This is a genomic window from Roseomonas aeriglobus, from assembly GCA_016937575.1.
Lineage (GTDB): Bacteria > Pseudomonadota > Alphaproteobacteria > Sphingomonadales > Sphingomonadaceae > Sphingomonas > Sphingomonas aerigloba.
In genome coordinates this window covers 2793887-2807516 of record JAFHKN010000002.1, presented here as the reverse complement: position 1 = coordinate 2807516, position 13630 = coordinate 2793887, and the positions used below count along the sequence as shown (strand labels likewise).

Genomic DNA, 13630 nt, shown 5'->3' with positions numbered 1-13630 from the left:
GTCGTCCGTTCCCCCCGCGACGGATCATTGCCCGCACCCCACCGGAGCGCGGGCGATCGATCACACGTCCAGGTTCGCTACCGTCAGCGCGTTTTCCTGAATGAATTCGCGCCGCGGCTCGACGACATCGCCCATCAGGCGCGTGAAGATTTCGTCGGCCACGTCGGCCTGGTCGATCTCCACCTGCAGCATCGAGCGGTTGGCCGGGTCGAGCGTGGTTTCCCACAGCTGTTCGGCGTTCATCTCGCCCAATCCCTTGTAGCGCTGGATGCTCAGGCCCTTGCGACCGGCCGACAACACAGCGTCGAGCAACTGCGAGGGGGCCACCAGAGTCTCGCCCTTGGCGGCGGCGACGGGCGCGTCCTCGTCCTCGCCCGCATCATCGGTCGTGGTGGTGCCCTTCAGCGGTACCAGCTTGGCAAGCGTGGTGTAATTGTCCGCCGCCTCGGCCGCCAGCGCATGGAGCTTGCGCCCTTCCGCCGAGCCCAGGAACGCCACCTCGATGATGTGGTGGTCGGTCACCCCGCGCCAGATACGTTGGAAGTGATAGCCGCCTTCCTCCGACATCTGGGCGGTCCAGCGTGCGTCGCTGTCGGTCTGGTCGAGCCGCTGGCTGACCGCGGCGAGCCGTTCGGCCCGCTGTTCGCGCGACGCTTCGGGGTCGAGCGCGCCGGCCAGCGCCAGCGCTTCGACGATGTTCGCGTCGTAGCGACGCGGCACGAAGCGCATCAGCGTGCGCATGCGGCGCGCATGGTCGACCAGGCTGCGCAGATCGTCGCCCGACCGCGTGCCGCCCGCCGTCTCCAGCACCATCAGACCGACGCCGGCATCGACCAGATATTGGTCGAGCGCCGCATCGTCCTTGAGGTACACCTCCGACCGGCCCTTCGCCGCCTTATACAGCGGCGGCTGCGCGATATAGAGGTGCCCGGCCTGGATGATCTCGGGCATCTGGCGATAGAAGAAGGTCAGCAACAGCGTGCGGATGTGCGCGCCGTCCACGTCGGCGTCGGTCATGATGACGACCTTGTGGTAGCGCAGCTTTTCCAGGTTGAAGTCGTCGCGACCGATGCCGGTGCCCATCGCCTGGATGAGCGTGCCGATCTCGCGGCTGGAGAGCATGCGGTCGAACCGCGCGCGCTCGACGTTCAGGATCTTGCCGCGCAGGGGCAGGATCGCCTGATAATGCCGGTCGCGGCCCTGCTTGGCCGAACCGCCGGCCGAGTCGCCCTCGACCAGGAACAGTTCGGACTTGGCGGGATCGCGTTCCTGGCAGTCGGCGAGCTTGCCGGGGAGGGAGGCGATGTCCATCACGCCCTTGCGCCGGGTCAGCTCGCGCGCTTTCTTCGCGGCTTCACGCGCGGCGGCGGCGTCGATCACCTTCTGAATGATGGCGCGGGCGGTCTGCGGGTTCTCCTCCAGCCATTCGGCCATCTTGTCGGCCATCAGGCTTTCGAGCGGCTGGCGGACTTCGGAGGAAACGAGCTTGTCCTTGGTCTGCGACGAGAACTTCGGATCTGGCAGCTTCACGCTGACGATGGCGGTCAGGCCTTCGCGCATGTCGTCACCGGTCAGGGTGACCTTTTCCTTCTTCAACAGCCCCGACTTGTCGGCATAGTTGTTGATGGTGCGCGTCAGCGCCGCGCGGAACGCCGCGATATGCGTGCCGCCGTCGCGCTGGGGGATGTTGTTGGTGAACGCCAGGACGTTCTCGTAGTAGCTGTCGTTCCACTCCAGCGCGACGTCGATGGTGACCTCGTCGCGGGTGCCCGCGATCGCGACCGGATCGGGCATCAGCGGGGTCTTGTTGCGATCTAGCCACTTCACGAACGCGGCGATGCCGCCTTCGTAGAACAGCTCGACTTCCTTCGGCTCTTCGTGCCGCGCGTCGCGCAGGAACAGGCGGACGCCCGAATTCAAAAAGGCGAGCTCGCGGTAGCGGTGCTCGAGCTTGTCGAAATCATATTCGGTGATCTTGAACGTCTGCGGGCTGGCGAGGAAGGTGACCTTGGTGCCCTTCTTGCCTTCCGGCGCTGGCCCCACGACCTTCAGCGGGGCAACGGCGTCGCCATGGGCGAAGCGCATGTAATGCTCCTGCCCGTCGCGCCAGATCGTCAGGTCGAGGAATTCGCTGAGTGCGTTCACCACCGACACGCCGACGCCGTGGAGGCCGCCCGACACCTTGTACGCATTGTCGTCCGACGTATTCTCGAACTTACCCCCGGCGTGGAGCTGGGTCATGATGACCTCGGCCGCCGACACGCCTTCCTCCGGGTGAATACCGGTCGGGATGCCGCGGCCATTGTCCTCGACGCTGACCGATCCGTCGGCGTTCAGCTGGATGACGATGCGGTCGCAGTGGCCCGCCAGCGCCTCGTCGATCGCGTTGTCGCTGACTTCGAACACCATGTGGTGCAGGCCCGACCCGTCGTCGGTATCGCCGATATACATGCCCGGCCGCTTGCGCACGGCGTCCAGACCCTTGAGCACCTTGATCGAGGAGGCGCCGTAATCGTTGCTGTTGGGGGTGTTTTCAGGCGTGTCGTTCATACCCAGCATATAGGCAGTCGCCTCGCGGAACGGAAGCGAAATGGGCGCCCGGCATCGCGGCCGGGCGCCCTGCGATCGTGCGCTCAGAACTCGTTGGCGCGGCGGCCGAGCAGCGTGATCTCCACCCGGCGGTTCTGGCGCATGCCTGCCGCGGTCGCGTTGCTGGCGACGGGCTGGCGCTCGCCGAAGCCCTTCACCGAGAAACGGGCGCGAGTCACGCCCATCCGGTCGAACGCCATGCGGACGGCGTCGGCGCGGCGCAGCGACAGAGCGTCGTTATGCGCATCGGTGCCGCGCGAATCGGTATGGCCCTCGATGGCGACGCGGACGCCGGGATTGGCGCGGAGGTACCCGGCGAGTGCGCGCAGCGTGTCGACTGCGCCGGGGCGCAGCGTCGCGCTGTCGGTGGCGAACAGCACTTCGTCCTGAAGTCGCATCATCGCGCCGCGCGGGGTCTGACGGAAGCCATAGCCGCGCATCGCGCCGCGGTCCCAGCCGGCACCGACCGCAGGCCCTGCGCGGCGCCAGCCGGCGTCGCGGGCATCCCAGTCGAACCGGCCGCGGCCGTCGCCGGCGATCTCGGTGAACACCTCGTTCGCACGCTGTGCCTCGCCCGGGCCGATCAGCCCGTCGCGGTTGCGGTCGAAGTTGCGAGCGACCCAGGCCCGACCGCGTAGCGAAGTGCGTAGTTCCGGCAGCAGCAGGCGGACACCCGGTCCCGCAAGCGCATAGTCGCGTGTTCCCGGCCGGCCGCCTGCCCAGTCCCAGCGATCCTGCGCCGTCGCGGCAGGTACGGTGGCGAGCGTTGCCGCAGCGGCCAGCGTGGCCATGATGATCTTGGTACGCATCAGAACATCTCCTGTCACAAATGCCCCGCTCCCTTGATTCCGAAATGGCCCGACGCATTTGAACCGGGGCTTGATCCGCGTGACAGGAACGGTTCAGGCGCTTGCATCCCGCGTTCACCCGCGCCAAGGGGTGCGGCAATCCGTTTTCGCGACGTGAAGGACGTAATCCTTGGCCACCGTGTCCAAACCCGCCCGCCCCCGGGCCCCGCATCTCCAGATCTATACCTGGGGTCCGCACATGCTCGTCTCGATCCTGCACCGCGCGACCGGCAGCGGCATGGCGACGGTCGGCACGATCCTGTTCGTCTGGTGGCTCGCCGCCGCGGCGGCCGGCGAAGACGCCTATGCCACGTTCCGCGACGTGTTCACGCTGGCCGACGGTCGGCTGAACATCGTCGGCTGGGTGCTGGGCGTTGGCCTCACCTGGGCGTTCTTCCAGCACATGGCCAACGGCATCCGCCACCTGTTCATGGATCTGGGCGCGAATTTCGAACTGCGCGGCAACAAGCAGTCGGCACTGGCCACGCTCGCCTTCTCGGTCGTCGCGACCGCGGCCTTCTGGGCCTATATCGTTCTGGGGCGCTGAGACATGGGTAACGGAACCTCGATCGGCCGCGTTCGTGGCCTGGGCAGTGCCAAGGAAGGCACGCATCACTGGTGGCACCAGCGGCTGACGGCGGGCACCAACCTGCTGCTGATGCTGTGGTTCTTCATCAGCATCGCCCGCCTGCCGGGTTATGCGCTGGCCGATGTGACCAAGTGGCTGTCGACGCCGTGGACCGCGATTCCCTTGGTCCTGCTCGTGACCTCGGTCTTCTACCACTTCCGCCTCGGGCTGCAGGTGGTGATCGAGGATTATCAGCATGACGCCAGCCGCGTCGCCGGGCTGATCCTGCTCAACCTCTTCACGGTGGGCGCTGCGGCGACCGCCATTTTCTCGATCCTCAAGATCGCCTTCACCGGAAGCATCGACTGATGGCCGACAGCTACAAGATCATCGACCATAGCTACGACGCCGTCGTCGTCGGCGCGGGCGGTTCGGGCCTGCGCGCCACGATGGGCGCGGCCGAAGCGGGGCTGAAGACCGCCTGCATCACCAAGGTGTTCCCGACCCGCAGCCACACCGTGGCGGCGCAGGGCGGCATCGCCGCTTCTCTTGGCAACAACACGCCGGACCATTGGTCGTGGCACATGTACGACACCGTCAAGGGCTCCGACTGGCTCGGCGACCAGGACGCGATCGAATATATGGTCCGCAACGCGCCGCAGGCGGTGTACGAGCTGGAGCACGCCGGCGTGCCCTTCAGCCGCAACGAGAACGGGACGATCTACCAGCGGCCGTTCGGCGGGCACATGCAGAACATGGGCGCCGGCCCGCCCGTGCAGCGCACCTGCGCCGCGGCCGACCGTACCGGCCACGCCATGCTCCACGCGCTCTACCAGCAGAGCCTGAAGTATGACGCCGACTTCTTCATCGAATATTTCGCGCTCGACCTGATCATGGAGGACGGCGCCTGCCGCGGCGTCATCGCCATGTGCATGGAAGACGGCAGCATCCACCGCTTCCGCGCCCATGCCGTTGTGCTGGCGACCGGCGGCGGCGGGCGTGTGTACCAGTCGGCGACCAGCGCCCACACCTGCACCGGCGACGGCAACGCCATGGTGCTGCGCGCCGGCCTGCCGCTGCAGGACATGGAGTTCGTCCAGTTCCACCCGACCGGCATCTACGGCGCCGGCGTCCTCATCACCGAGGGTGCGCGCGGCGAGGGCGGGTATCTGACCAACTCCGAAGGCGAGCGGTTCATGGAGCGCTACGCTCCCTCGGCCAAGGACCTCGCCAGCCGCGACGTCGTGTCGCGCTCGATGGCCATGGAAATCCGCGAGGGCCGCGGCGTGGGCAAGGAGAAGGATCATATCTTCCTTCACCTCGACCATATCGACCCCAAGGTGCTGGCCGAGCGGCTGCCCGGCATCACCGAGACCGGCAAGGTCTTCGCCGGCGTCGACCTGACCCGCAAGCCGCTGCCCGTCGTGCCGACCGTCCACTACAACATGGGCGGCATCCCCTGTAACTATCACGGCGAAGTCGTCCGCAACAAGGACGGCGACCCCGACAGCGTCGTGCCCGGCCTGTTCGCGGTCGGCGAAGCGGCGTGCGTTTCGGTGCACGGCGCCAACCGTCTGGGCTCCAACTCGCTCATCGACCTCGTCGTCTTCGGCCGTGCCACGGGCCTCAGGCTGAAGGAGATGATCAAGCCGAACACGCCGCACAATCCGCTGCCCAAGGGCTCGGAGGACATGGCGCTCGCCCGGCTCGACCACTTCCGCAATGCCACCGGCGGCACGCCGACCGCGACGATCCGCGCCGACATGCAGAAGACGATGCAGCGCCACGCCGCGGTGTTCCGCGACAGCAAGCTGCTGGCCGAGGGCGTCGCCCACATGGACCAGGTCTACCAGGGCATGACCGACATCGGCATCACCGACCGGTCGCTGATCTGGAACACCGACCTCATTGAGACGCTGGAGCTCGACAATCTGATCGGCCAGGCCGTCGTGACGATCCGCTGCGCCGAAAACCGCAAGGAAAGCCGCGGCGCGCACATGCACGAGGACTTCCCCGAGCGCGACGACGCCAACTGGATGAAGCATACGATTGCGACGTTCGACGGCTGGGGCGGCAAGGGCGGTTCGGTGAACATCGATTACCGGCCGGTGCATGATTACACGCTGACCGACGACGTGGCGTACATCGAACCGAAGAAGCGGGTGTACTAACCGGCGCGCAAGTCCGTAGCGAAGCTACGGACGCGGCCTCGGGCGCCGGTTACGGCCGGCGGCGCCACAGCGCCGTCCGACGACGCGGGATTTACTTCCGCGTCGGGGCCGGTGGTACGTGCCGGCCAGGGCGTAGCGCCCGCTACGCCTGCGCTTGAGGCACGTTCGGCCGGCGGCGCCACAGCGCCGTCCGACGACGCGGGATTTACTTCCGCGGCGGGTCCGGTAGTACGTGCCGGCCAAAGCGTAGCGCCCGCTACGCCTGCGCTTGAGGCACGTTCGGCCGGCGGCGCTGAAGCGCTGTCCGACGACGCGGGATTTACTCTCGCGTCGGGGCCGGTGGGACGTGCCGGCCAGGGCGTAGTGCCCGCTACGCCTGCGCTTGAGGCACGTTCGGCCGGCGGCGCTGAAGCGCCGTCCGACGACGCGGGATTTACTCCCGCGTCGGGGCCGGTGGGACCCACGCCGCCCGCCTCACACCCGTTCGCCCTGAGCCTGTCGAAGGGCCGCTCTTCTTCTGACTCTACCGCCCGCGGCACGAAGGACGGTGCTTCGGCCAGGGTCCCATCGAAGTGGTACTTTGCTGGGCGCCCGGCTGGCCCAGCACGGACGGTTTGGGGGAGCGGGACCGCCCCTCCGCTCGCATCCCCTGCGCGGCCCGAAGACGAGGGCAGTGTTTCGACGAGCTCAGCACGAACGGATGGAGAGACCGGCATAGCCTCTCCGCCCGCTTCGTCCTCGCGGCCCGAAGACAAGGGCGGTGCTTCGGCCGAGGTCCCATCAAAGTAGGACTTTGATGGGCGCCTGGCTAGCTCAGCACGAACGGGGATCGGGCCGTCCGCGTCCTCCGCACCCTTCTTGTGCTCCGGCGCAGGCCGGAGCGGTGGCCGCGTCGACCTCCCACTCGCCAGGGCTCCGGCCTTCGCCAGAGCACGGTTCGCTGGCGGCCGCCGTGGCATCCACCCCCACATTCCCCGCCAGCAGATCGGCGAAGAACCGCACCCGCCGCGCCTCCTCGGGTACGCGCTTGGCCTCGATTTCGCGGGCGCGCACCGTCTCGATCGCGTCGCGTTCGTCGTCGCTCAGTTCGCGGCTGTAATAGTCACCGCCATATTCGCCATCCTCCTCGCCGTAGAAGTCCGCAGGCGGGGGAAAGGCGGTGCGCCAGTCGTCGGCGTGGTCGGCCCACCACACCGTCCGTTCCTGTCGAAGTTGAGAAAGTTGAGACGTGCCGGCATCCTCCCACGCGGCCGGTTCGGCGGGCGGCGCGGCGAGCGACACCAGCCCCCCGGCCTCGGCGCGCGCCCAGTCCGCGGCGGACCAGGTGTGGCGCTGCGCGGGGTCGAGGTCGTGGACGTCGACTTCGCCCGCGTGGCCGGCGCCGGTGCGGCGGTAGAGGTCGGCGCGGGCGAGCGCGACGATCGGGGCGATCGCGGCCGCCTCGCCCTGGGTCGAGCGCAGCGACAGGAACAGCCCGGCCTGTGCCGGCGACGCGTCGCGGCCGATCAGGTCGAGATAGCGGTCCCAGTCCTGTGCCGCGAGCCGCGCCGCGCGCGCGTCGCCGGTGCGGTCGGGCAGGTCGGCCGCCGCGATCTTGTCGAGCCGGGTCAGCAGGGCGAGCGCCAGGCGATTGTCGTGGCGGTGGCGCTCGACCGTCTCACCCTTCGCATTGATGACCAGATCGACATTGCCCTTCAGCGCGCGGCCCATCAGGTCGTCGGCCAGGCGATTGCGCTGGAGCAGCTGCGCGGCGCTCCACCCGACCGCAAAGGCCGCACCCGCGGCGCGCTTGCGAAAGGCGTAGGCGGACGTCGCCGACATGCCGACGAGCGTCGCCGCGTCCGAGACGGTGCACCCCTGCGCCAGATAATCGAGGAAGCCGCGCTGCCGGTCGGGCGTCCAGCCGTCGGACCGGCGCGCGGTGGCGAACACCGGCCCCTCGGTCGCGGCGGCGCGGGCGAAATCCTCCTCCAGATCGTGCGGGTCGAGCGGGCGGTCGGCGAGATGATCGTCGTCGTCCGTGGCCGTGTCGCGCTCGCGCGCGGTGGCGCGGGTGGCGGGGAAGGTGCCGGCGTAGGCGGCGGCGACGTCAGCGGAGGGCGCGATGCGCGGGGCGGTGATGCCCTCGATGGGGGTCATCATGGTCATGCCCGGCCCTCCCGCGCGTGGGGGCGGGTGGCGGCGGTCGGCCGGTCGTGGGTCGGGTGTGGCATGAGTCCCTCCTGTTCAAGAGGGGAGACCAGTTATACGAAGATTTCCAACTAGGAAAGTTCCTATTTTCGGCGCCGCGAGAGCGCAGCGAAGCTGCGCGCGAGCGCACGGGGCGCCGAACCGGCCGGCGTCGCTACAGCGACGACCGACGACGCGGCTTTGCCGCGGCGGTATAAGCCCTGCTATGTCGTTATTAGTGAGTGACTGTCGGCGGGCGGTCAAAAAGATCCGGCTCGTTGATAAAGCGCTGAATCCCCTCCCCAGCAGGCGACTGAATAATACGCACTGATGCCGTATGCGTTGTTTCTCTCTCTCCAACCTGTCGTTTAATAGGTCCGTCTGCAAACCCCAATTGCCAAAGAGGTGGCGGACTTGGATCGATCACAGCAAGTTTTGAGTTCCGACGGGTTAACCGCCATCGATTAATGAGAGCATTGATGTGTGCATCGCGAAAGGAGTATCCTACCACAAGAAGGGCATTTGTGCGAAGGATAGTTCTTTCGAGTCTGTATAAAAACTGAAGAAAGGGTCCATCTGCAGATAGCTTATTATCTACACCACCAAATATCATTATCCTCTTTTCATATGGCTTGATTTCATCGTATCTTATTTTTGGATCTTCAAATGAGCCTGTCCAGTTGATAGAGCCATGCATTTTCAAAAGTCTTTTGTCGTCGGAGCGTTGCCGCCAATCAACACGCTTTTGTTGTGCCCATCGATCAAGGCCATAGTCATATTTTAGGCCATTTAATTCACAAGCTTTTTCTATAGAAAGATCATAATTTAAAGTCGCTATCAGGCTTGCCCGCTTGTCTCTGACGAGAGGATAGAGATAATCAAGTCTGGATTGGTCTACCTGAAGAAACTTTATCAGCGAAACGAAAAACGGTTGAAGTGGGTCTGGTATGTGACGAGCATCGTTTGTGAAGAAACTTCTAGGCTGTAGTGATGCCGCAAGTCTTTCGAAATCTGCTGTCCCGGCATCGAATGCAGATCGACGATTAGCACGTGCGAGTGTTTTATTGAGGATATTATTGAAATTGCTGCGAATCTCACTTCCATCGAACCGAGTGTAGTAAGAATCTATAGCACTGTCCCATCTTTCTACAAACTCGGATATCAAAATAGAATCGCGCCGATAGAGTAAATTTAGCGCGTCAAAAAGCTCTTCGACTTCGATTGGGGCATACGGCGATGTGCCTCGTTTGGCATTCCTAACTTGCAGTTTAGAAATTACATAGGCTAGCAATAGGGCGAAGCGATCGAGTCGCTGTCTTTCATTAAAGCTATTGTATATAGCTTGGGTCAGATTTGCACTAGTCAGCAGTCCGGCTTCTACAGACGCTCCTGCTCCCAGTAGGACGACATAATCTTCCCGTTCCAACTTCAGATTTCGCACGCAAGGCTTAGAAAGTTCACCATTTTCCACCTACTTCCGCGATCGCCCCCAGCAATGACAGCTTGCTCGCAGTTCGGCGCATTCCACTATTTCGCGGAAGTTCAGGATATCCGAGATCCTGACGGCGCTTCGCAAGCTTAGCCGCGAATTCGCTGAAATCGACGCGTCGGCCGGACCACGGCTCGTTATCAGTCTCGGACGTCTTCGATGCCATGATCGCCTGAACTCTCTTCACGAACCCGACGTTCGAGATACTCCAAATCGATGTCAGGGTTAAGCCGAAACAAGATGCGTGCCTGGTCCAACCGGTCTTGTGCCGTACCAGAAGCATATTGGCCCATACGATCGGCAATCAGATCTTCAACGGGGATAATCGCAAACGATGCGTTGTGCGCTACATTTTCTACGAGAACGATGCGATCGTATGCGACATTCCCGTCTAGCGGGGTGTCACCAACGATCTCGAACCCCAATGTCAAATCGGGATGTACCCAGCCGAGCGCTGTATGTCCGAGACTAGCTGGTCGTTTGAATCCGAGTCGTAGAAGTTCGTCTTCGACCGCGCCCTGTATCGGCGAGCAGATATCAAAATCGCCGGTGCTTACTGCACTACCGGAGTAGTATTCTGCTGCCGCGCCACCTACCAAGATCGGCCGGGGCAAGCCGCGTTCACGCATGGCTTCGCTGAGTTTCGCGAACAGGCGAAGCGCGGCTTCGAACTCAGGCCGCCAAGGGCTCACTCCGCCGCCACCGCGTGCCCTTCGGCCCCCGCGCTCCCCTTCAACAATGGCGCCAGATACCGCCCCGTAAAACTCCGCGGCTCCTGCACCACCGTCTCCGGCGTCCCCTCCGCCACAATCTCCCCGCCCTTCACGCCGCCCTCCGGCCCCAGGTCGAGGATCCAGTCCGCGGTCTTGATGACGTCGAGGTTATGCTCGATCACCACGACCGTATTCCCCTGCTCGACCAGCGCGTGGAGGACTTCGAGTAGCTTGCGGACGTCCTCGAAATGCAACCCCGTGGTCGGCTCGTCGAGGATGTAGAGCGTGTTGCCGGTGGCGCGGCGGGAGAGTTCCTTGGCGAGCTTCACGCGCTGCGCCTCGCCGCCCGACAGGGTCGTCGCCTGCTGGCCGACCTTGACATAGCCCAGGCCCACTTCGGCGAGCATCGCCATCTTGTCACGGATGGGGGGCACGGCCTTGAAGAATTCGACCGCGTCCTCGACCGTCATGTCGAGCACGTCGGCAATGCTCATCCCCTTGAACTTCACCTCCAGCGTCTCGCGGTTGTAGCGGGCGCCGTGGCAGACGTCGCAGGTGACGTAGACGTCGGGGAGGAAGTGCATCTCGATCTTGAGCACGCCGTCGCCCTGGCATGCTTCGCACCGGCCGCCCTTGACGTTGAAGCTGAAGCGGCCGGGCTTGTAGCCGCGCGCCTGCGCTTCTGGCAGTCCGGCGAACCAGTCGCGGATCTGGGTGAAGGCGCCGGTGTAGGTCGCCGGGTTCGACCGGGGCGTGCGGCCGATCGGCGACTGGTCGATGTCGATGACCTTGTCGAGATGCTGCAAGCCGGTGATCTTGTCGTGCTTGCCGCTCAGGATCCGCGCGCCGTTCAGCTCGCGCGCGGCGGCGGCGTAGAGCGTGTCGATGGTGAAGCTCGACTTGCCCGACCCGCTGACGCCGGTGATGCAGGTGAAGGTTCCCAAGGGCAGCGACGCGGTGACGCCCTTCAGATTATTGGCGGTCGCGTTCTGGACGGTCAGTTTCTTGCCGTTGCCCTTGCGGCGCTTCGCCGGCAGGGGGACTTCGCGGGTGCCGTTCAGGTAATCGGCGGTGACGCTGGTCTTGGATTTCAGCAGCTGCTTGAGCGTGCCCTGCGCGACGATCTCGCCGCCGTGGACGCCCGCGCCCGGCCCCATGTCGATCACGTAATCGGCCATGCGGATCGCGTCTTCGTCATGTTCGACGACGATCACGGTGTTGCCGAGGTCGCGCAGGCGCCGCAGCGTCGCGAGCAGCATGTCGTTGTCGCGCTGGTGCAGGCCGATCGAGGGTTCGTCGAGGACGTAGAGCACGCCCGACAGGCCGGAGCCGATTTGCGACGCGAGGCGGATGCGCTGGCTCTCGCCGCCCGACAGCGTGCCCGACGTGCGGTCGAGGTTGAGATAGTCGAGCCCGACGTTGTTGAGGAAGCCCAGCCGCTCGAGGATTTCCTTCAGGATGCGCTCGGCGATGGCCGACTGCTGGGGGTTCAGCGTGCCGGGCATCGCGGTGAACCAGGCAAGTGCGTCGACGACCGACAGGCGGGTGGCGTGGCTGATGTCCTCGCCGGCGATCTTCACCGCCAGCGCCTCGGGCTTCAGGCGCGCGCCGTGGCAGGTCTCGCACGGGCGGCTCGACTGATACTTCGACAGCTCCTCGCGCATCCACGCGCTCTCGGTCGAGAGCATGCGGCGGGTGAGGTTGCCGATGACGCCCTCGAACGGCTTCTTCACATCGTACGACTTGCGGCCGTCGATGAAGGTAAGGGTGACGGGCTTGCCGCGGGTGCCGTGGAGGATGACGGCCTGCTGCTCGGCGGTCAGGTCGGCCCAGGCGGTGTCGAGGCTGAAGTCGAACGCCTTCGCGAGGCTGCCCAGCACCTGCATGTAATAGGGCGAGGGCGGGTTGGACTTCGCCCAGGGCACGACCGCGCCCTTCTTGATGCTGAGCGAGTGGTTGGGGACGACGAGGTCTTCGTCGAACACCAGCTTCTCGCCCAGACCATCGCACGCCGGACAGGCGCCCTGGGGGGCGTTGAACGAGAAGAGGCGCGGCTCGATCTCGGGGATGGTGAAGCCGCTGACCGGGCAGGCGAACTTCTCGGAGAAGACGATGCGGTTGGCGGGGACGCCGGCGTTCTTCATCGCGCCGGCGTTCGCCGCGTCATTCTCGCGGCCCGGGACGACGCCGTCGACCAGGTCGACATAGGCCAACCCTTCCGCCAGCTTGAGCGCGGTTTCGAAGCTTTCGGCCAAACGCGTCGCCTGATCGGGGTTCACGACGATGCGGTCGACGACGACCTCGATGTCGTGCTTGTACTTCTTGTCGAGCGCGGGGGCTTCGTCGATCGCGTAGAGCTCGCCGTCGATGCGCACGCGGCTGAACCCCGCCTTCTGCCACTCGGCGAGTTCCTTGCGATACTCGCCCTTGCGGCCACGGACGACCGGCGCGAGCAGGTAGAGGCGGGTGCCCTCGGGCAGCGCCAGGACGCGGTCGACCATCTGGCTGACCGTCTGCGCGCTGATCGGCTCACCCGTCACCGGCGAATAGGGCACGCCGACCCGCGCCCACAGCAGGCGCATGTAATCGTAGATCTCGGTCACCGTCGCGACCGTCGAGCGCGGGTTGCGCGACGTCGTCTTCTGCTCGATCGAGATGGCCGGCGACAGCCCCTCGATATGGTCGACGTCGGGCTTCTGCATCAGCTCGAGGAACTGGCGGGCATAGGCCGAAAGCGACTCGACGTAGCGGCGCTGCCCCTCGGCATAGATGGTGTCGAAGGCGAGGCTGGACTTGCCCGAGCCCGACAGGCCGGTGATCACCGTCAACGTATCGCGCGGAATGTCGACGCTGACGTCCTTGAGGTTGTGCTCGCGCGCGCCGCGGACGGAGATGTGGGTCAGGCTCATGGGCTGCGTTCTGTTCCAGATTTGTTCGCTGGGAGCAAGCGCCCCGCGCCCGCCAACGCGCGAGATGGGATCCGGTAGCAAAGGCTGCAAGGTAACCCGCGGCAATTGCTTCGGATATCAGGGCGGCGGGCGCAAGATAGTCCAACATTTTCAGATCGTTCACCTTGTGCTAAC

General features: G+C 65.1%; 9 protein-coding genes. 3 read left to right on the top strand and 6 right to left on the bottom strand.

All coding sequences use genetic code 11. The features are described 5' to 3' along the window. Positions 1-60: 60 nt before the first annotated feature. Together gyrB and JW805_13870 are read right to left on the bottom strand one after the other, a co-directional pair. The gene (gene gyrB / locus JW805_13875; protein MBN2973109.1) at positions 61-2550 is read right to left on the bottom strand and encodes a DNA topoisomerase (ATP-hydrolyzing) subunit B; all 2490 of its coding nucleotides are present in this window, start codon (positions 2548-2550) and stop codon (positions 61-63) included. Between the two features lie 83 nt (positions 2551-2633). Next, the gene (locus JW805_13870) at positions 2634-3398 is read right to left on the bottom strand and encodes an OmpA family protein (protein MBN2973108.1); all 765 of its coding nucleotides are present in this window, start codon (positions 3396-3398) and stop codon (positions 2634-2636) included. Between the two features lie 178 nt (positions 3399-3576). Here JW805_13870 and sdhC point away from each other — a divergent pair, with 178 nt between their 5' ends. Genes sdhC through JW805_13855 form a run of 3 tightly spaced genes read left to right on the top strand, consistent with a single transcriptional unit; the run spans position 3577 to position 6176 of the window. Further along, positions 3577-3984 carry a succinate dehydrogenase, cytochrome b556 subunit gene (gene sdhC, locus JW805_13865; protein MBN2973107.1) on the top strand — a complete coding sequence of 136 codons (408 nt, stop codon included), beginning with the start codon at positions 3577-3579 and terminating at the stop codon, positions 3982-3984. 3 nt (positions 3985-3987) lie between these two features. Next, positions 3988-4374, top strand: a complete 387-nt coding sequence (sdhD, locus tag JW805_13860; GenBank protein ID MBN2973106.1) for a succinate dehydrogenase, hydrophobic membrane anchor protein — start codon at positions 3988-3990, stop codon at positions 4372-4374. Continuing rightward, positions 4374-6176, top strand: coding sequence for a succinate dehydrogenase flavoprotein subunit (locus JW805_13855; protein ID MBN2973105.1), 1803 nt, complete (start codon positions 4374-4376; stop codon positions 6174-6176). Before sdhD ends, JW805_13855 begins: the two co-directional genes overlap by 1 nt. A gap of 813 nt (positions 6177-6989) precedes the next feature. Here the strand turns inward: JW805_13855 and JW805_13850 are convergent. From JW805_13850 to uvrA, 4 genes are all read right to left on the bottom strand, one after another. Then, positions 6990-8324: a hypothetical protein gene (locus tag JW805_13850; GenBank protein MBN2973104.1), complete on the bottom strand. Its 1335-nt coding sequence runs from the start codon at positions 8322-8324 to the stop codon at positions 6990-6992. A gap of 256 nt (positions 8325-8580) precedes the next feature. Continuing rightward, positions 8581-9816 (bottom strand): SIR2 family protein, encoded by a 1236-nt coding sequence (locus JW805_13845; GenBank protein MBN2973103.1) that lies wholly within the window; start codon positions 9814-9816, stop codon positions 8581-8583. A gap of 158 nt (positions 9817-9974) precedes the next feature. Next, positions 9975-10526, bottom strand: a complete 552-nt coding sequence (locus tag JW805_13840) for a hypothetical protein (GenBank protein MBN2973102.1) — start codon at positions 10524-10526, stop codon at positions 9975-9977. After that, the gene (gene uvrA, locus JW805_13835; GenBank protein MBN2973101.1) at positions 10523-13456 is read right to left on the bottom strand and encodes an excinuclease ABC subunit UvrA; all 2934 of its coding nucleotides are present in this window, start codon (positions 13454-13456) and stop codon (positions 10523-10525) included. Before uvrA ends, JW805_13840 begins: the two co-directional genes overlap by 4 nt. Positions 13457-13630: the final 174 nt, after the last annotated feature.